Here is a 19,887-nt window from a genome sequence, read left to right on the forward strand (position 1 = left end):
TCTGAAATTAATAAAACTAATAAAGAGAAGCCTATAGATATTATTAGGAATGTTAAAATAGCAGGTTTCGAATGAGAGGTGAACATGGACAAAGACAATAATTTGATATTGAAAGTTGAGAATGTAATCAAGGTATATCCTGGTGTAACAGCTCTCGATAATGTATCATTTTCTATAAAAAAAGGTGAAGTTCATGCTTTGGTAGGGGAAAATGGAGCAGGCAAATCTACTCTTATAAAATGTATAATGGGAGTTGAAAAACAAAATTCGGGCCATATATATCTAAACAATGGAAGCGAGTGGATTGAAAACAAAGATGCGATAGAAGCCCAAAACAATGGTGTTTTTGCCAACTATCAAGATGTAAATATTGCTCCAAATTTATCTGTAGCCGAAAATTATTTTTTAGGTAAGCAGCCATCAAAAAATGGAATTATAAACTGGAATGATATGTATAATGAATGCAAAAAAGTGCTTGATAAATTCGACTTAGACATAAATCCCAAGGCTAAAATAAACACCTTACCATTAGCCATGCAGGCTATGATTACTATCAGTAAAATATCTACAAACGATACAATAAGATTGGTAATATTTGATGAACCTACAGCCCTATTAGAAAATGAAAAAGTAGAAAAACTCTTTAACTTCATAGAAGAACTTAAAAATCAAGGTGTAAGTATTATATACATATCTCACAGACTAGAAGAAATAATGGAAATATGCGATAGCGTTACAATATTAAAAGATGGAAAATATGTTGATACAAAAAAGGTAGACGAGGTTGATAAAGACAAGCTAATATCCTTAATGGTCGGAAGAAAGATGACTGATATTTATGATATAAAACATCAACAACCCGGTCAAGAAGTTTTGAGAGTTGAGAACTTTAGTGATAATATGAACTATCAGGATATATCTTTTAATGTTAGAGAAGGAGAGATATTAGGATTTTTTGGCCTGGTCGGATCAGGACGAAGCGAGTTGATGAGAGGTATATATGGCGTTGACAAGAGAGAAAGTGGCGAGATATATATCAAGGGAGAAAAAGTAAATATCGACTCAGTCTCCAAGGCCTTAAAAAACGGCCTAGGATTTCTAACAGAAGATAGAAGAGAAGATGGGTTAGCCTTGCCCCTATCTATAAAAGTAAATTCAAACATGAATTCTTATGATTTGATAAGTAAAAGAAACGTTATCTCATTAGATAAAGAAAAAAATAGAGCTGACCAATCCATTGAAGATCTAAGAATCAAGACGCCATCATGTAATCAAGTAGTTTCACATTTATCAGGCGGAAATCAACAAAAGGTAGTAATCTCAAAACTCTTAAATGCTAACCCTGATATTCTTATTTTTGATGAACCAACAGTAGGTGTAGATGTTGGAGCCAAACAAGAAATATTCCAAATAATGGAAAGGCTAATTGCGGAAAAGAAAGCTATAATCCTGATTTCATCATATTTGCCAGAAGTTATGGGATTATCAGATAGGCTAATAGTAATGGCTAAAGGCAGGATTACGGCAGAATACACAAAGGCAGAAATTGAGAAATTACATGAAGATGATATCTTAAAGAAAACATCAGTATAAATTTGGAGTTGATAATGAATAATAAAATAAAAAAGACAAATTTAGCAAGTCTTACTAATAACACTGAATTTAGTTTGGTATTTATTATATTAGGATTGTTTATAATAACTTCTATATTTACAGATAACTTTATGACCCAATATAACATAACAAACCTTATGAAACAGTGTGCTATAGTAGGAGTACTAGCAGTAGCTCAAACATTCATAATAATAACAGGTGGAATAGACATCTCTTGTGGTGCTATAGCTGGTTTATCCTGCATGGTACTTGCTATCTTACAAAGAGATACAGAACTTGGCCTTGCTATAACCTTGCTAGCAGCAATTCTAGTAGGATTAGTTTCAGGTTTTGTAAATGGAGTGATAATATATAAATTTAAAATCCCACCAATGATAGCAACACTGGGAACATCTACTGTTGTAGGTGGTATTACCAAAATAATAAGTAATGCCTTGACAGTAAGTGGTCTTGATGAAAGGATTCTAGCCCTTGGGAACTCAACAGTGCTTGGATTATTTCCGGTACTTGCCTTGATATGGATAGTAGTGGCAATAGCTATATTTTTGCTCCTAAGATATACAATATTTGGTAGGAATATTTATATACTTGGATCAGGAGAAAATGTAGCTAAACTTAGCGGAATCAATGTAAGAAAGATGTATATAGCAACTTACACCCTAGCTGGTTTATTATATGCCGTCGCTGGAATATTGCTAGCAGCAAGAGTTCAAAGTGCCCTACCAACAGGAGGTGAAGGCTATGAAATGAACGCCATAGCAGCAGCTGTTATAGGTGGAGCATCACTAAGTGGTGGACGTGGATCAATGATAGGAACAGTACTAGGAACCATCCTAATGATATTAATAAACAATGCTGGTGTTCAATTCGGATTAAATACCCATATACTAGAGATAACAAGTGGTGTTATAATCCTCTTTGCAGTAGCATTTGATATGTACAGGAATAGTAGGTTAGCAAAACAAAAATAGCAAGTATTACCCTCTTAAAATGAATATATATAAGACAAAAACCCGAAGAAGCATAACATCTTCGGGTTTTTAGGTTCTCAAAAATCTGTATCAATCCTTCTTTTCCCATAAAACATTTCCGTCCTCGTCATAGACTTTTTTAACTTTATAAAGGGGCATTGAGTCTTTGGTGTATTTTTCTTTTTTATATAGGGGTGGTAGGTATTTTTCCAATGGGGTCTGCCAAAACCTTATAGTCCAGACTTTTCTGTTCTCCCAAGAGGCGTTTGCACTGTAGAGGAGATCGCCCTGGCCATCGTATTTCATCATCAAATAATCATCTTTTTCGTAAAAATCCACCTTAGATGAATCAACTGGCATTTCATATCGAGTAGCAAAAATAAAGCTTCCTACAAAGAATCCTATCACAAGGACGACAGCCAAGACTCTTCTAATAATTTTCCTAGAAAGACTGGCCTTTAAATATTCCATCGGTTTTAGGTCATATTTTCTAGTTTCTCTGCTAACAGGGATTTTAACATCACTGGATAATTTTTCGTAATATTTTCTGCAAGCTTCGCAAGAGTCAATGTGGTCTTTTACAAAAATCTTTGAATTTTCGCTTAAAACATCATCAATATATAAGGGAATTAAGTCCTTAACTATATCACATTCATATTTCATTTTCTTCCTCCAAATAATCTATAATCATGTTCTTGGCCCTGTAAAAAGTGACCCTGGCCCGGGTATCGGTTTTGCCAAAAATTTGGCCGATGCTTTTATAATCAAGCTCTCCAAAGACTCTGAGATTAAAAGCCTCCTTGTAAGGTTCTTTCATGGAATGGAGAAAGGTGTGGACTTTAAGAGCAAGGTCATCATTGGCGAGGTCTTCGACAAAGGATATCTTCTTATCCTCAACTATGGATAGGTCATAATCGGGATTTATTTTATTATTTTTTCTGTAAAAATCATAAAGAGTATTACGAGCAATAGTAAAAAGCCATGCCCTTATATCTTGTGAACCATCAAAGGTGTCTATCTTATCCATGGCCTTGGCAAAGGTCTCATGGCAAATATCGATAGCTAAATCTTGGTTTTTGCACAAACTAAGGGCAAACCTATATACATCCCTATTATAATCCTCATAAATTTTTGCAAAATCCATAACCTTCTCCTTACTTATATGAAATACTCTACCTCACTTAAGAGCCTTTCTACTATAATAACGGATGGGATTTAATTTTGTTACAAAATGTAATTAAAAATTTTATTAAAGCTATAATAAATTATAGGTATTTTACAAGTTGGATAAGGACCTAGACGGATTATTTTTTATTTAAAATTTACTGTCACTTAATATTTGCTTTACAAAATTAGGCTAATATTTAAAGAAAAAGTAAAGGAGAAAGTATGTTAAATATTGCTCACAGAGGTTTTAAAGGGGAATATCCGGAAAATACCATGCTTGCTTTTAAGAAAGCAGTTGAAATAGGTGCTGATGGTGTGGAATTTGATGTTCATTTGACTAAGGATAAAGAACTTGTTATTATCCACGACGAAAAACTTGATAGGACTACAGATATGGAAGGGCTGGTTAAGGACTTCACTCTTAGGGAGTTAAAAACAGCTAATGCTAGCAAACTTTTCCCAGCCTATGAGGAAAAGATTCCAACCCTTGAAGAATATTTTGATTTTATTAAGGACAAGGATTTTCTTACTAATATTGAGATTAAAAACTCTATTATTGATTATCCTGAGATAGAAGAAAAAATTTATGAAATGATAAAGGCCTATTGTCTTAAAGATAAGATTATTATTTCTTCTTTTAATCACGAAAGCCTTGTTAGGGTAAAAAATATTGACAAAAATATCAGCTGTGGTGTCTTAGAGTCTTCAAGACTTTATAGGCCTTGGGATTATGTAAAAAATCTGGGTTGTGAATATTTTCATCCTCTTAATTTCTCTGTTGATGAAGAGATTATAGCGATATTTAAGGAAAATAACATAGGGATTAATCTTTGGTTTGGCATTTCTGATTATGATTTTGGCCAATATGTAAAAGACGGCATTACAGGTCTTATAACTGATTTCCCTAATCGAGTTGGTCAAATTTTAATGAAGAAGGACAAATAATAAAGTTTATCGTTTAAGTTTTACTTAAATTTTACAATTATAAAAAATAGTTTTGACAAATATCCTTTATACTCTTGTAGTAAAGAATTTTTATTTGGAGGAACTATGTTTAAAAAAATTTTTACTAAACTTATGTTAGTGTTGATGTTTGTTAGCCTAACTGCCTGTGCAGGTCGTAATGAAGATGCAGCTAAGGAAGAAAATAAAGATAAGGCTGCTAGTAGTGAAGAAGTTAATAAAGAAGATGGTAAAGCCGATGCAAATGGCAAAACAACTATAGTTTTTTGGCATTCAATGGGTGGTAACCTTAATGACGCTATTGACCACCTTGTAGAAGAGTATAACAATTCTCAAGACAAATATATAGTTAAGGCAGAATTTCAAGGTGAATACGATGATGCCTTAACTAAACTTAGATCATCTGCATCAGGTAAGGATGTTGGAGCTGATCTTGTACAAGTTTTTGACCTTGGTACAAGATATATGATTGATTCTGGTTTGATCAAACCTATTCAAGACTTTGTTGATGAAGATAATTATGATACTAGTCAACTTGAAGATAATCTTCTCGCCTACTATACAGTTGATGGAAAGCTAAACTCTATGCCATTTAACTCTTCTACCCCACTTTTATATTACAACAAAGAAATGTTTGATAAGGCAGGAGTTGAAGTACCAAAATCTCTTGAAGAGATGAAAGAAGTTGGTAAAAAGCTAAAAGACTCTGGTGTGACTGAGATGCCAATCTCTATGAGCGTTTACGGTTGGTGGGTTGAACAATTTATGAGCAAACAAGGCCTAGAATTATTTGACAATAACAACGGTAGAGATGATAACCCAAGCAAAACGGTTTTTGAGGAAAATGATGGAGTTAAAAATATCCTTACAGCTTGGAAAGAACTAAAAGATGAGGGTATTGCACCAAATGTTGGTAAACAAGGCGGCGATCCAGAATTTAAAGCTGGCACCAGTGCCATGTGCTTTGCATCTACTGCATCCCTAGCACAAATTCTATCAGAAGTTGGAGATAGGTTTGAAGTAGGTACAGCATATTTTCCTGGAGTAAAGGCAAGTGATGACCACGGCGTATCAATTGGTGGTGCTAGTCTATATGCATTAAACTCAGGCGATGAAGAAAAAATGAAGGGAACTTGGGACTTTATCAAGTTTTTGGTAAGTGTTGAATCTCAAACTTATTGGAATGCAAATACAGGTTATTTCCCAGTTAATAAGGGAGTACTTGATACTGATGATTTCAAGGAATTAATAAAGAAATCCCCACAATTTGAAACAGCTATTGACCAATTACACGATTCAAAACCAGAAGACCAAGGAGCCCTTGCGACAGTTTTCCAAGAATCTCGTCAAATTGTAGAAAAATATATTGAAGAGATGCTAAATGACAAGCTAAGCCCAGAAGAAGCTAGCAAAAAAATGTCAGAAGAAATCGATAAGGCTCTAGAATCTTATAACAAGGTTAACAAAAAATGAGAAAATACAATAATAAAGCCTACTTGTACATGCTACCAGCCTTGGCTCTATTAGTGATATTTGTATTTTATCCATTCGTACAGACTATTATCCGTAGTCTGTACGCTACGGATAATATGGGAAATAATACAATATTTATTGGTTTAGAAAATTATACAGATCTTCTATCTTCGTCATCTTTTTGGAATAGTATAAGGGTGACTTTTATATATGTATTAATAGTAGTAGTCTTAGGAGTTCTTTTAGGATTTGCTACAGCTCTTTTATGTAGGGTTAATTTTCCAGCTATTAGACTTTTTTCAGCATCCTACTCCCTACCCATAGCTATAGCATCATCGGGCATGGCTTTGGTATTTAGAGTAATGCTAAACCAGTCTGTTGGTATTTTAAATGTTATATTAAAAACAAATATAAATTGGCTAGCAGATCCTAGTTGGGCCTTACTAAGCGTAGGAGTTCTCACAGCATGGCTAAATTCAGGTCTTAATTTTTTGTATTTTTCATCAGGTCTTGCGGGAATAGACGATAGTTTGTATGAGGCTGCATCTATGGATGGAGCCAATTCCATTAATCAGTTTAAAAACGTAACCCTACCATCAATTAGACCTATTATGTTCTTTGTGGTTGTTACAAATATTATAAACGCTTTCCAATCTTTTGGACAAATTAAATTATTAACCCAGGGTGGACCAGGTGAATCAACCAATGTTATAGTCCACGATATTTACAAAAATGCCTTTATGAACTACAGGTATGGATACGCATCAGCAGAATCAGTGGTTTTATTTTTCATAGTAATGGTATTAACAATTATCGCTTTTAGGTCGAACGGAGTAAAAAATGCAAAGAACAAGTAATGATATAGATAACTTCAGACTTTTTAATAAAACCGCAAAGCCAAGAAGTAAAAAAATAGATAAGGCCATAGGTATAAGGCTAGTTTTAAATATTATTGTGGTGATTTTTGTATTATTTCCTATAATCTATGCCTTTGTGATGAGTATTAAGCCTTCCTATGAGCTATACAATAAAACTTTTTTTACAGCAAATCCAAGCATAGAAAATTACAAGGATGTATTTAAAATTGCTCCCATAGAAGGATATATAGTAAATTCGCTAATAGTATCCATAATAATAACATTTTTTCAAACTATGACAGCAATATTTGCAGCCTTCGCTCTTCACTTCTTAGATTTCAAAAAGAAGGGGCTTTTGTTTGCAATAATTATGGCAACAACGATGATACCTGGAGAAACAACAATTATATCAAATTTTTTGATGATATCTGGTTGGGGCTTTGCAGATTCATTTTTTGGACTGGTGGCACCCTACCTAACAAGCGCTATGGGAATATTTTTGTTTAGACAGGCTTTTCAGTCTTTTCCAATGGATATATATGAAGCAAGCAAGATGGATGGGACAAGTGATCTAGGCTTTATTTTTAGAATCTTAATTCCCCTATCAAAACCAACAATTGGAGCCTTAGCAGTTCAGTCCTTCCTAGGAGCATGGAATATGTATATGTGGCCATTACTAATAACAGGTTCTGACAGGTATAGAACAGTTCAAATTGGTATTTCAATGCTAAACTCAGCAGACGCCCAATCAATGTTATTAATGATAGCAGGTGTTGTAATTTGTATGATACCATCACTTATAATATTTATGTTCGCTCAGAAAAACATGGTAAAAGGATTAACAACAGGAGCAGTAAAGGGATAAAATGGCAAGAGTAAAATTAGAAAATGTTTCAAAAATCTATGACAACGGTTTTGAAGCAGTTAAAAATATGAATTTAGACATAAAAGATGAGGAGTTTGTAGTTTTGGTAGGACCTTCAGGCTGCGGCAAATCAACGACACTTAGGATGATAGCAGGCCTTGAAAATATATCAGAAGGAAAATTTCGTATTGATGATAAAATTATGAACGACGTGTCATCTAAAGACAGAGATATAGCGATGGTATTTCAATCCTACGCCTTATATCCTCACATGACCATTAGAGAAAATATGGGCTTTGCCTTAAAAATGAAAAAGGTAAATAAGAAGGATATTAGCGAAAAAGTAGAAAATATAGCGAAAACATTAAAGTTAGAGGAATTACTAGACAGAAAACCAGCCCAACTTTCAGGCGGACAAAGGCAAAGAGTAGCCCTAGGTAGGGCCATGGTTAGAAATCCAAAAGTTTTTTTATTAGACGAACCCCTATCAAACTTGGACGCTAAATTAAGAGTGGAAATGAGAACAGAGATAGTAAGGCTTCACAACGAATTAAAGACGACCTTCATCTATGTAACCCACGATCAAATAGAAGCAATGACAATGGGAGATAGGATAGCAGTCATAAATGAGGGAGAGCTAGTCCAATTTGACACCCCTTTAAATCTCTACTACAAACCCAAAAATAGGTTTATAGGACAATTTATAGGATCGCCTAAGATGAATGTCATAGAAACTAATCTACATAGGGATGGTTCAGACTTTTATGTAGAAATATTTGGCAAGATACGTCAATTACCACCAATAAAAATAAAAGACCTGGTAAGTTACGAATCGAAAAATACTAAAGTCCTCTTGGGAATAAGAACAGAAGAGTTTACATATGACAAAGACTCGGATATAAAGGTAGTCTTCGACAATGTAGAATACATGGGTTCAGACACATACGGTTATATAATAAAGGAAAATTCAGAACCAATAGTAATTCGTTTTAAATCTCAAGACCCAATAGTAATAAAAAAAGAAATACCAATCAGCATTAATTTAGAAAATACTTATCTATTTGATATAAAGACAGAAGAATGTATATCATACCCGGAAAAGAAAACAGATATTAAAAATATACTAATAGAAGATACAAAAAACAATGAACTTGAAGAAGATGAAAAAATAGAAAGTGAAAAAGTAAAATATTGAATTCTTAATAAAAGAAAAATAGTAGGTCAAAATGACCTGCTTTTTTAATGCAAAAAATCAGTCAACATAAATATAAAAAAATAAAAAATATATGGGGGAGATTATGTCAAGATAAAATTGCTCTTATATATAGAAGGAAAAAACAAAGACAAGAAAAAGAAAAGATTTTAGGAAAACTAGTTGACAAGCAATATATAGGGCAGTACTATATATAGGCACGATGTAGAGGAGGTCCTAAGGGGCCTAAAAAAATATTTGCAAAAATATTTGACAAAGTAAAATCTATATCGTATACTTATATTAATGCTGCTTAAGGCATTTATCAAAAATGTGCAAATATTTGAGAAAAACTTCAAAAAATATTTGACAAGATAAAAATTGAGTGGTATTATATAAAAGTCGCAACAAGTTAGCGACATTGAACCTAGATAAGACTTAGTCTTATTGATTAAAATTATATAGAAGATTGATAAAGTTAATTACTACTATTCCAAAAAGGAATACTAATAATTACTTTAAAAGAATAACAACTATAACCTAGTTAAATTTCTTTACAGTAATGATTCTTGAAAAAGAATTTTAAATCACGCATTTGATATATTAAGTCAGATGTAAATGACAGAGTCAGAATAAAATGACTTTCATTACAAATTTTTAATGAGAGTTTGATCCTGGCTCAGGATTAACGCTGGCGGCGTGCATAACACATGCAAGTCGAACGATGAAACTTAAATGATCTCTTCGGAGTGAATTTAAGTGGATTAGTGGCGGACGGGTGAGTAACGCGTGAGTAACCTGCCTTAGAGAAGGGGATAGCCTTTGGAAACGAAGAATAATACCCTATGAAACCATAACCTCGCATGAGGCCTTGGTCAAAGATTTATCGCTCTAAGATGGACTTGCGTCTGATTAGTTAGTTGGTGGGGTAACGGCCTACCAAGACAGCGATCAGTAGCCGGCTTGAGAGAGTGTACGGCCACATTGGGACTGAGACACGGCCCAGACTCCTACGGGAGGCAGCAGTGGGGAATTTTGCACAATGGGGGAAACCCTGATGCAGCGACGCCGCGTGATTTAGAAGGCCTTCGGGTTGTAAAAATCTTTTCTATGGGAAGAAAATGACAGTACCATAGGAATAAGGACCGGCTAATTACGTGCCAGCAGCCGCGGTAATACGTAAGGTCCGAGCGTTGTCCGGAATCATTGGGCGTAAAGGGTACGTAGGCGGGTAAGCAAGTTAGAAGTGAAATCCTATAGCTCAACTATAGTAAGCTTTTAAAACTGCTCATCTTGAGGTATGGAAGGGAAAGTGGAATTCCTAGTGTAGCGGTGAAATGCGCAGATATTAGGAGGAATACCGGTGGCGAAGGCGACTTTCTGGCCATAACCTGACGCTGAGGTACGAAAGCGTGGGTAGCAAACAGGATTAGATACCCTGGTAGTCCACGCCGTAAACGATGAGTGTTAGGTGTCTGGAGTAAATCTGGGTGCCGCAGCTAACGCATTAAACACTCCGCCTGGGGAGTACGCGCGCAAGCGTGAAACTCAAAGGAATTGACGGGGACCCGCACAAGCAGCGGAGCATGTGGTTTAATTCGACGCAACGCGAAGAACCTTACCAAGTCTTGACATATTACGGCGGGATCTAGAGATAGATTCCTACTTCTTCGGAAGACTGTAATACAGGTGGTGCATGGTTGTCGTCAGCTCGTGTCGTGAGATGTTGGGTTAAGTCCCATAACGAGCGCAACCCCTATTGTTAGTTACCATCATTAAGTTGGGGACTCTAACGATACTGCCGGTGACAAACCGGAGGAAGGTGGGGACGACGTCAAATCATCATGCCCTTTATGACTTGGGCTACACACGTGCTACAATGGCAGGTACACAGAGCAGCTAAACAGTGATGTCTTGCGAATCTCAAAAAGCCTGTCCCAGTTCGGATTGTACTCTGCAACTCGAGTACATGAAGTTGGAGTTGCTAGTAATCGTGAATCAGAATGTCGCGGTGAATGCGTTCCCGGGTCTTGTACACACCGCCCGTCACACCATGGAAGTTGGCAATACCCGAAGCCTGTGAGCGAACCCTTGTGGGCGCAGCAGTCGAAGGTAGGGTCAGTAACTGGGGTGAAGTCGTAACAAGGTAGCCGTATCGGAAGGTGCGGCTGGATCACCTCCTTTCTAAGGATAAGGGAGAGGGTACGCTCTCTCCCTACCGAGAGATTTTAAATCTCACAGTAATTAACTTTATCTTCTATAATGATTTTAAAGGTTATTGAACCAATAAAAACTAAATAGCAAACAATATTTCCAGTCAAGAAAGAAAGGGCGCAAGGTGGATGCCTTGGCACATGAAGACGATGAAGGACGTAAGTGAACGAAAACTAGGGTAAGCTCACAAAAAGCCATGACCCCTAGGTCTCCGAATGGGGAAACCCGGCTATGGAAGACATAGTCATCACTAAGTGAATACATAGCTTAGTGAAGTAAGACCCTGTGAACTGAAACATCTAAGTAGCAGGAGGAAAAGAAAGAAAACTCGATTTTCTTAGTAGCGGCGAGCGAAAAGAAAACAGCCCAACTCAATAAGGATCATATTTAATTAGCAGAATCATTTGGGAAGATGAACCAAAGAAAGTGACAGTCTTGTACGCGACAGTTAAATATGGACAGAGTGAAAGTAGCACCGGACACGAGGAATCCGTTGTGAAGATAGGGGGCCCATCCCCTAAGGCTAAATACTAACATGTGACCGATAGTGAACAAGTACCGTGAGGGAAAGGTGAAAAGAACCCCGAAAGGGGAGTGAAATAGAACCTGAAACCTAGCGCCTACAAGCAGACAGAGCACTAAAGTGTGATGTCGTACCTTTTGTAGAATGGGCCAGCGAGTTATTCTAAGCGGCAAGATTAAGTATTTAAGATACGAAGTCAAAGCGAAAGCGAGTCTTAATAGGGCCAAAGTCGATTAGAATAGACCCGAAACCGGGTGATCTATCCATGACCAGAGTGAAGGTGAAGTAAAATTCACTGGAGGCTCGAACCGGGTACGGTTTAAAACGTATCGGATGAGTTGTGGATAGGGGTGAAAAGCCAAACGAACTCGGATATAGCTGGTTCTCCTCGAAATAGCTTTAGGGCTAGCCTTTGACTAAAGATTTTAGGAGGTAGAGCACTGAATGGTCTAGGGCGGTTAACCGTACCGAAACCTATCAAACTCCGAATGCCAAAAAATCAGGTCAAGGAGTCAGACTTAGAGGGATAAGCTTCTAAGTCGAAAGGGAAACAGCCCAGACCGACAGCTAAGGTCCCCAAATCTGGATTAAGTGGAAAAGGATGTGAATCTACTAAGACAACCAGGACGTTGGCTTAGAAGCAGCCATGCATTTAAAGAATGCGTAATAGCTCACTGGTCAAGTGGGTTTGCGCCGAAAATGAACGGGGCTAAAATCCAGTACCGAAGCTTCGGATTGATAGAGAATTTAAATCTAATCATAAAGAACTAAAGAAAAAAGGTAAGAAAAGCTTAACTAGGAAATATTGTAAACAACAATTAATCAAGATAAACGAGTTACAAGCAGGCCTGTCCGGCCCGAAGAGGACCCACACGGAGTGAGTCAAAAGATAGTTCAACTAGAACGAAGAAAAATTCTTAGGGAAGACAGAAATGCTAAAAACGAATCAAATTTACGCTAAATCAATCACAAGTAAATGGTAAGTTGTAACTACGATATCACCGAAAAAACAGCATACGAAAGTATGAACCTGGTTAATCAAAGTATTATCTAAGAAAAAACTTTATGTCTAGATTTAATTTCTCTATCAGTGGTAGAGGAGCGTTGTATTAGGGAAGAAGCAGAAGCGAAAGCAAAGGTGGACTTAATACAAGTGAGAATGCTGGCATGAGTAGCGAGAAGGAGAGTGAGAATCTCTCCCGTCGAAACCCTAAGGATTCCTGAGCAAGGCTCGTCCACTCAGGGTAAGTCGGGACCTAAGCCAAGGCCGAAAGGCGTAGGCGATGGACAACAGGTTTAAATTCCTGTACCGCTTAAAGTCGCTATTAGAGATGTGATGACGCAAGAGGATAAGCTAAGCTAGCTGATGGATGCTAGTCTAAGAGTCAAGGCCAGTGTGTAGGCAAATCCGCACACTATTAAGGCTGAGGCTTGATAGGTATCGAAAACATAAGTAGAGAAGTAGCCGATTTCAAATTGCCAAGAAAAGTCACTATCGAGACCAAAGCGCCCGTACCCGAAACCGACACAGGTAGGGAGGTAGAGAATACCAAGACGCGCGGAAGAACCTTTGTTAAGGAACTCGGCAAAATGTCCCCGTAACTTCGGGAGAAGGGGAGCCATAGCGATATGGCCACAGAAACCAGGCCCAAGCGACTGTTTACCAAAAACACAAGTTTCTGCAAAATCGTAAGATGAAGTATAGGAGCTGACACCTGCCCGGTGCTGGAAGGTTAAGGAGACGGCTTAGCGCAAGCGAAGGCTCGAACTTAAGCCCCAGTAAACGGCGGCCGTAACTATAACGGTCCTAAGGTAGCGAAATTCCTTGTCGGGTAAGTTCCGACCCGCACGAAAGGTGTAACGATTTGGGCACTGTCTCAACAAAGGATCCGGTGAAATTGTAGTAGTCGTGAAGATGCGACTTACCCACGCTAGGACGGAAAGACCCCGTGGAGCTTTACTGTAGGCTGATATTGGACTTTGAGATTAGATATACAGGATAGTTGGGAGACTATGAAGCATGTACGCCAGTATGTGCAGAGTCACCCTTGGGATACCAACTTTCTAATATTAAAGTTCTAACATTGACCCTTGAATCAGGGCAATGGACATTGTCAGTTGGGCAGTTTGACTGGGGCGGTCGCCTCCCAAAAAGTAACGGAGGCGTTCAAAGGTTCGCTCAGAATGGACGGAAACCATTCGTAGAGTACAAAGGCAAAAGCGAGCTTAACTGCAAAACCTACAAGTTGCGCAGAGTAGAAATACGGACTTAGTGATCCGGTGGCACCGCATGGAAGGGCCATCGCTCAACGGATAAAAGCTACCCCGGGGATAACAGGCTTATCTCCCCCAAGAGTCCACATCGACGGGGAGGTTTGGCACCTCGATGTCGGCTCGTCTCATCCTGGGGCTGAAGTAGGTCCCAAGGGTTGGGCTGTTCGCCCATTAAAGAGGCACGCGAGCTGGGTTCAGAACGTCGTGAGACAGTTCGGTCCCTATCCAGCGTGGGCGTAAGAAATTTGAGAGGATCTGTCCCTAGTACGAGAGGACCGGGATGGACACACCTATGGTGTACCAGTTGTAAAGCCATTTGCATAGCTGGGTAGCTACGTGTGGAAACGATAAGTACTGAAAGCATCTAAGTACGAAACAGACCTCAAGATAAGATTTCTCAGAGTACGTAAAGAAAATACGTTTGATAGGTCCAAGGTGTAAGTGCAGTAATGTATTAAGCTAATGGATACTAAACTTTACATCTTGACTGGAAATATTGTTTCTCATGAAAATGAGGTTTACTAAGGAATTAGTAAATGCTATTTAGAAATTATAGGTCATTATATGGTGATGATTGCATAAGGGATACACCTGTTCCCATACCGAACACAGAAGTTAAGCCTTATAACGCCGATGGTACTGCTCGGGCAACCGTGTGGTAGAGTAGGAAGTTGCCAAATAAATTAAAGGATTCACACCATGTGAATCCTTTTTTAGTACATAATTATAGAAAAATTAACAATAAAACGAGAGGGTAGAGGTCGGGAAACCTTGTGGTAGAGTAGGAAATCGCCAAATAAATTAAAGGATTCACACCATGTGAATCCTTTTTTAGTACATAATTATAGAAAAATTAACAATAAAATGAGAGGGTAGAGGTCGGGCAACCTTGTATTAGGGTAGGAATTCTGCCCAAGCGGCCGAGAGCGGCCAAATAATCAAGACTCGCAGTAATGTGAGTCTTTTTTAGTATAAAAATCAATTATATACAAATACTTAAAGGAGAGAGTAGAGGTCGGACAACCTTGTATTAGGGTAGGAATTCTGCCTAAGCGGCCGAGAGTCGCCAAATAATCAAGACTCGCAGCAATGTGAGTCTTTTTTTAGTATAAAAATCAATTATATACAAATACTTAAAGGAGAGAGTAGAGGTCGGGAAACCGTATGGTAGAGTAGGAGTATTGTCCAAGCGGCCGAGAGCTGCTAAACATATTCGGGACTCACACTACCTGAGCTTTTTTAGTATATAATATAAAGTTAATAACGAGAAAGCAGAATTTAGCAATGGTTGAATTCAGGAATTTGTTTTCTTTGTATTATTAAATTGCATGAAAAAAGACGACAGTATAAAGGCCTATCGCCTGATTTTCAGATTATTTCATTTCATTTTCTTCTAGGTCTTTTAATGTTATACCTTTTTCGTTCTTCCAACTTGTTCTTCCATTTTCGTTTGTTCCCAAAACAAAAGCGGCTGCATAAGATGGACTATTAAACAAAAAGTTTTTATTCAACTTTCCATCTACAATTTCATTTTTATCTATACATTGCTCCCTCAATTCTTTCATCGATTTTGGGATGGCAAGAGAATCTGTCTAACCCTTACAAACTCCAGAGGTCAAACTAGGATTGACTAAATCCACAGAACAGACACCTAGAGAAATCCAAGTCCTAAGACTTCTTACCACAGGAATTGGAAATGAAAAAATCAAAGAAAATCTTGGTGTCTCACCAAACACTGTGAAAACTCATATCTAGAATTTCCTAGATAAATCTGCTTTTACTAGCCGTACCTAACTAGCAATCCAAGCTCGCATCACAGGAGTTGTAATAGAAGATGATTAGAATTTAATAAGAAAATATAAGTGGGTTCTAAAATGAGCCCCAACTTTTTATTATTCCTACAATCAGCTAAAATTTAAATAAGTTATTTATAAGCCAATAAATGCTAAGCGTTTCCAATAAAAACTCAAATTTAAAAATAGACCATATAAGATTATTGAAAATAATATTACAAAGAAAATAATAAACACTAATATATAAACTTACATCAATGAAAATATAAGAATCATTGCAAATATCTAAAATAATGAAAGATGTTATTTATAAAAATAAAAAACTCGACATAAGTATATTAATGCGAACATCGAGTAAAATTAGTTTTATATAAGTTTATGACAAAAAGTAAATAGAGTCCTTGTTAAAGCAAATTTGATTCGTGCGATTATAGATATAATTTAGATCTTCTATCTTCTTTATTAGCATCCTTGTGCCTGGATTTGCTAGTTCTGCAAAGTTTTTCACAGTATTTTTTTCTATTTCTTGAGCATCGTTGTATAAATTATCTCCCTTAGCTTGTAAAAACTCATCAACTGAGCCTTTCTTTATTAGTGGAATATTTCCTATAAATTTTCCAGATGTCTTTCCAGCTAATCCTATACCTTTAAATATATTTGCCTCAACTCCGCTCTTAGATATTTTTTCTATATATAAGGAAGCTTCGTTAAAATAATCTCTATACTTTGCTGACAATTTTTCTATTTCGTTTTTAGTGTTTTCAATGTATTCTTTTTTAAAATTACCAGATAGCATTATTTCCATTAATGAAGCTAAGGAAAATATATAAATTGATAGGCGATAATACTTGAATTTTTTTACTAAATCTGCCAATTTCGAATTTATTTTACCTTGAAAAGTGAGAAGTTGTTTCTTTGAGACTTCAGCTGTTAGTTTCTTTTGGAAAGCTAAGATGTTTTTTCTTGATCTATTTTTAATGTCCATGATTACATTATGGCTATTTGCAACTACTAACTGCTTGTCCCAATTATACTTATAATTATTTACTATCTCCATTAAAGTTTCAACATCTGCTTCGATTTGCGATTCATTTTCTACTTCAAGAAATAAAAGTATCTTTTTCTGGGTTTCCGATATTTCCTTAATATCCTTTTCGATAGAGTAAAGCATCATCGCTACAAAAATAGTTGCTGGATCAATTGGAAGCACTGTTTTTGTTGTTGCTGTAAGTGATCCCACTTCTTTAAGTTGAACCATCTTAGACTTACCTTTGATTGTTTTCATCGCACCCCAAGCATTGCCGTTTTTTGCCATCTTAAGTGTATCGCCTAAAGCTATATTTGCTATTTTATATAGACCATCAGTTGGTAAAGATGTAGTCTTAGTAATAGTATTAAAAGCAGGAGCTAATGATGATACACTTGCTCCTAGCATTGAAAGTTCCGCAATGGGTAGAGTTAATGTATTGTTTAGATTAATTGATTTTCTCGCATCCTCAAGCATTTCCTCTGTTAATATTTCCAAGTTATAATTTCCATCAAATTTACTAATATCTCCCAACTTAAACCTCCGAATATTTTGATAGTTTCTTCTTAAAATTTTTTAAATTATAGGCTTTATTATTATACTTATTTAAAAGAAATTAACTATACTGCAAGCCTTTATCTACTATTAAATTTTCTTAATAAAATCAATTTAATCCACAAGTAGTATCTTTGTTATCTTCTACATATTTTTCAATCTTTGTAAGCAAACCCGCATATTTAACAGCAGATGGCACATATTTCTCTTATGAATTGGCTAAAGATATAGAAGGTATAAAAATACTGAGGACTATGACTAAAATCAATAACTCTTTACAAATCTCTCCTACATTTTTAATAATTTCCCCCATTCTAGTAATTGTATTTATCAATTCATTATATTCTATATATACATCAACAATAATAATATGAAAATTCCTGTATGGGCCAATAAATTTGTTTATAAAAAAACATTTATAGCAATAGTAAAGTATTTATTCAAGTAAAAAATTTAAATAGAAAAAATTAAATAGTCCAATTTCATTTTATAAATAATATGAGATTTAATTAGAATATAAGAAAAATAATGACAGAAAAAAATATTATGATAAGGATATTTTATATTATTGAAAATGAAAGTGTTATTATAAAATTAATAATATAGCATGGATTAGGGATCATAAAATTCATATACTTTATATCTAAGACTCTCACACTTTGATACAATTTAATGTATGAATTTATGAATGGCTATTTTATGCTTTTGAACACCCTCTTGCTACATTCATTAAAAGGTATAAAAAATAGACGATATAGCTATTGTATATCGTCTATTTCTAGTCTATCTCAGTTCTTTTTCCTCAAGTTCTTTTAATGTGGTTCCATCTTCCATTTTCCACTCAGTTTTACCATTTCTACTCATCCCAAGTACAAACATAGCTGCATATGATGGACTATTGAATAAATAGTTTTTTGTTAGTTTACCATCTATTATTTCATTATTAGCTTTACATTTATCTCGTAGTTCTTTTATACTATTTGGTAAACTTTTTGAATCAATCATCTCTATCATACTATCTTTTAATACGACAAATCCTTCACTTGTTCTTTTACATTTAGCATTAATAATTTTTCCTGATTTTTTCGTCCTAGTACTTAGATATAATATTTCATCATTATCGATTTTATTTTCTATTTTTAATTCTTTTTTAACTATTGGAACGAATATTTTATAACCTAAGACACCAAGTACCATTTTAGAATACTCTACAAAATCTTCCAATTCTGATTCTTTTTCTTCGGTTACATTTCCAGGGTTTGGATCATTTCCATTTCTTACTTTGTACCTATCTACATCAATAGCCATGTTAGTGAATTTATTCTCTAGATATGAGATTTCTGTAGGTCCAAATGAGTTATTTTGTGTGGTTAACATGACTGCATCTGAAAAATAAATTTCATCTTTTAAGTGTTCTGATACCCTAAATAAAACACCTTCACCATTTTTTCTTATTCCAGCTTGTCCTATATAAACTTCGTCATCCCCGTCATCGTTCTTGTCAAATAAAAAATATACTCCACTTTGTTTTAAATCCTGTCTATCTTTACATTTTTCAAGATATGGCCTAGGAACTTTATAAGCTAAGCCTGTCCAATTTGATAGGGTACACTTTATTCTACCAGTAACTTCTCCGTCCATTAGAAAAAGATTGAAATTTTTGCTGCTTTTCATTTTAGTACTTCAAACATTATATAATAATTACATTATACCAGTTAATATTTTTTATTTATTATCATTTTAATGGAGAGTTTTTTATTAAATCTAGTTTAAAAGTCTTTAATTTGGTAGATTTAAAGAAAATCTTTAAAAAATTACAAAAATTTCTTATTTTGGTGTTTAAAATCACATTATCAGGGTATAAAAGTAATAAGAAAAATTAAATAGTTTTCTTACCCACTGGCACAGGGTTTAAGAAAATTGAATATTATTTATAGATTTATTTGATTTTGATGCTTTTATGGACTGCTGGTGATTTGTAAGTTTCTAGTATATCTACTTTGCTTATGAATTTATAGAAAAAGTGGTGGAAGATAAGTGTAAAAGATGAGCCATCTGACGTTTTTCTATATGATTTGGACTAAGAGTTTTGAGAAAGAAAATAATTTTATAAAGTATTTTGTAAGCCTGTTGCTAATAGAAAAGAAGATTTCACATAAAGTAGGAATGTTTAGGAAGTCTAAGGACTTCGCATATAGAAAGGAAATAAGCGTGATTGAACCTAAATCAGAACGCTGTGCCAGTGGGGAAAAATAATCGACTTTGAAGTGTAAAGAAATTTCAGAGTCGATTTTTTGTGCTTATTTTTACCAAATTTTATTATAAAAAGGACCTATTATATTTTTTTGTTTAAGTTTTTCTTATTTTGAGTAAGTTAAAGTTTATTCGGTTTTTTGTTT

At 35.4% G+C, this 19,887-nt stretch carries 13 protein-coding genes and 3 rRNA genes; 11 read left to right on the plus strand and 5 right to left on the minus strand.

Annotated features, from left to right (window positions below; translation table 11 throughout):
• The first annotated feature begins 84 nt into the window (after positions 1 to 84).
• Together K8P03_RS04030 and K8P03_RS04035 are read left to right on the plus strand one after the other, a co-directional pair.
• Entirely contained in the window at positions 85 to 1,593 is a 1,509-nt protein-coding gene (locus tag K8P03_RS04030) for a sugar ABC transporter ATP-binding protein (RefSeq protein ID WP_223418501.1), read from the plus strand.
• Between the two features lie 14 nt (positions 1,594 to 1,607).
• On the plus strand, positions 1,608 to 2,585 hold the full coding sequence (locus K8P03_RS04035; protein ID WP_223418503.1) for an ABC transporter permease: 978 nt from the start codon (positions 1,608 to 1,610) through the stop codon (positions 2,583 to 2,585).
• Between the two features lie 90 nt (positions 2,586 to 2,675).
• On the opposite strand, the gene K8P03_RS04040 is transcribed toward K8P03_RS04035, so the two are convergent.
• Both K8P03_RS04040 and K8P03_RS04045 read right to left on the minus strand, forming a co-directional pair.
• Positions 2,676 to 3,248 (minus strand): zf-HC2 domain-containing protein, encoded by a 573-nt coding sequence (locus K8P03_RS04040; RefSeq protein WP_223418505.1) that lies wholly within the window; start codon positions 3,246 to 3,248, stop codon positions 2,676 to 2,678.
• On the minus strand, positions 3,238 to 3,729 hold the full coding sequence (locus K8P03_RS04045; protein ID WP_223418507.1) for an RNA polymerase sigma factor: 492 nt from the start codon (positions 3,727 to 3,729) through the stop codon (positions 3,238 to 3,240). Before K8P03_RS04045 ends, K8P03_RS04040 begins: the two co-directional genes overlap by 11 nt.
• 245 nt (positions 3,730 to 3,974) lie before the next feature.
• Between K8P03_RS04045 and K8P03_RS04050 the strand changes: the two genes are divergently transcribed.
• From K8P03_RS04050 to rrf, 8 genes are all read left to right on the plus strand, one after another.
• Positions 3,975 to 4,697, plus strand: a complete 723-nt coding sequence (locus tag K8P03_RS04050) for a glycerophosphodiester phosphodiesterase (RefSeq protein ID WP_223418509.1) — start codon at positions 3,975 to 3,977, stop codon at positions 4,695 to 4,697.
• Between the two features lie 105 nt (positions 4,698 to 4,802).
• The gene (locus tag K8P03_RS04055) at positions 4,803 to 6,188 is read left to right on the plus strand and encodes an ABC transporter substrate-binding protein (protein WP_223418512.1); all 1,386 of its coding nucleotides are present in this window, start codon (positions 4,803 to 4,805) and stop codon (positions 6,186 to 6,188) included.
• 116 nt (positions 6,189 to 6,304) lie between these two features.
• Complete coding sequence (locus tag K8P03_RS04060) at positions 6,305 to 7,045, plus strand: carbohydrate ABC transporter permease (protein WP_223418514.1); 741 nt, start codon at positions 6,305 to 6,307, stop codon at positions 7,043 to 7,045.
• Positions 7,029 to 7,910: a carbohydrate ABC transporter permease gene (locus K8P03_RS04065; RefSeq protein WP_223418517.1), complete on the plus strand. Its 882-nt coding sequence runs from the start codon at positions 7,029 to 7,031 to the stop codon at positions 7,908 to 7,910. Before K8P03_RS04060 ends, K8P03_RS04065 begins: the two co-directional genes overlap by 17 nt.
• 1 nt (position 7,911) lies before the next feature.
• Entirely contained in the window at positions 7,912 to 9,105 is a 1,194-nt protein-coding gene (locus tag K8P03_RS04070) for an ABC transporter ATP-binding protein (protein WP_223418519.1), read from the plus strand.
• Between the two features lie 653 nt (positions 9,106 to 9,758).
• Positions 9,759 to 11,286: ribosomal RNA gene (locus K8P03_RS04075) — 16S ribosomal RNA — on the plus strand.
• A gap of 131 nt (positions 11,287 to 11,417) precedes the next feature.
• Positions 11,418 to 14,604, plus strand: a 23S ribosomal RNA gene (locus K8P03_RS04080).
• A gap of 72 nt (positions 14,605 to 14,676) precedes the next feature.
• Positions 14,677 to 14,793: ribosomal RNA gene (gene rrf / locus K8P03_RS04085) — 5S ribosomal RNA — on the plus strand.
• Together the 16S, 23S and 5S rRNA genes form the textbook arrangement of a ribosomal RNA operon.
• 693 nt (positions 14,794 to 15,486) lie before the next feature.
• On the opposite strand, the gene K8P03_RS04090 is transcribed toward rrf, so the two are convergent.
• On the minus strand, positions 15,487 to 15,678 hold the full coding sequence (locus K8P03_RS04090) for a DUF4357 domain-containing protein (RefSeq protein ID WP_223418522.1): 192 nt from the start codon (positions 15,676 to 15,678) through the stop codon (positions 15,487 to 15,489).
• A gap of 61 nt (positions 15,679 to 15,739) precedes the next feature.
• Here K8P03_RS04090 and K8P03_RS04095 point away from each other — a divergent pair, with 61 nt between their 5' ends.
• On the plus strand, positions 15,740 to 15,868 hold the full coding sequence (locus K8P03_RS04095; RefSeq protein WP_223418524.1) for a LuxR C-terminal-related transcriptional regulator: 129 nt from the start codon (positions 15,740 to 15,742) through the stop codon (positions 15,866 to 15,868).
• A gap of 414 nt (positions 15,869 to 16,282) precedes the next feature.
• Here K8P03_RS04095 and K8P03_RS04100 read toward each other — a convergent pair whose 3' ends face one another.
• Both K8P03_RS04100 and K8P03_RS04105 read right to left on the minus strand, forming a co-directional pair.
• Positions 16,283 to 17,467, minus strand: a complete 1,185-nt coding sequence (locus K8P03_RS04100) for a hypothetical protein (protein ID WP_223418527.1) — start codon at positions 17,465 to 17,467, stop codon at positions 16,283 to 16,285.
• Positions 17,468 to 18,271: 804 nt separating this feature from the next.
• Positions 18,272 to 19,162 carry a GIY-YIG nuclease family protein gene (locus tag K8P03_RS04105; RefSeq protein WP_223418529.1) on the minus strand — a complete coding sequence of 297 codons (891 nt, stop codon included), beginning with the start codon at positions 19,160 to 19,162 and terminating at the stop codon, positions 18,272 to 18,274.
• Positions 19,163 to 19,887: the final 725 nt, after the last annotated feature.

The organism is Anaerococcus murdochii, assembly GCF_019957155.1.
Taxonomy (GTDB): Bacteria; Bacillota; Clostridia; order Tissierellales; family Peptoniphilaceae; genus Anaerococcus; species Anaerococcus murdochii.

Bases quoted from the DNA above. Each gene is read 5' to 3' on its own strand.
- K8P03_RS04030 (WP_223418501.1), top strand. From the start codon at position 85: ATGGACAAAGACAATAATTTGATATTGAAAGTTGAGAATGTAATCAAG.
- K8P03_RS04035 (WP_223418503.1), top strand. From the start codon at position 1,608: ATGAATAATAAAATAAAAAAGACAAATTTAGCAAGTCTTACTAATAAC.
- K8P03_RS04040 (WP_223418505.1), bottom strand. From the start codon at position 3,248: ATGAAATATGAATGTGATATAGTTAAGGACTTAATTCCCTTATATATT.
- K8P03_RS04045 (WP_223418507.1), bottom strand. From the start codon at position 3,729: ATGGATTTTGCAAAAATTTATGAGGATTATAATAGGGATGTATATAGG.
- K8P03_RS04050 (WP_223418509.1), top strand. From the start codon at position 3,975: ATGTTAAATATTGCTCACAGAGGTTTTAAAGGGGAATATCCGGAAAAT.
- K8P03_RS04055 (WP_223418512.1), top strand. From the start codon at position 4,803: ATGTTTAAAAAAATTTTTACTAAACTTATGTTAGTGTTGATGTTTGTT.
- K8P03_RS04060 (WP_223418514.1), top strand. From the start codon at position 6,305: ATGGGAAATAATACAATATTTATTGGTTTAGAAAATTATACAGATCTT.
- K8P03_RS04065 (WP_223418517.1), top strand. From the start codon at position 7,029: ATGCAAAGAACAAGTAATGATATAGATAACTTCAGACTTTTTAATAAA.
- K8P03_RS04070 (WP_223418519.1), top strand. From the start codon at position 7,912: ATGGCAAGAGTAAAATTAGAAAATGTTTCAAAAATCTATGACAACGGT.
- K8P03_RS04090 (WP_223418522.1), bottom strand. From the start codon at position 15,678: ATGAAAGAATTGAGGGAGCAATGTATAGATAAAAATGAAATTGTAGAT.
- K8P03_RS04105 (WP_223418529.1), bottom strand. From the start codon at position 19,162: ATGAAAAGCAGCAAAAATTTCAATCTTTTTCTAATGGACGGAGAAGTT.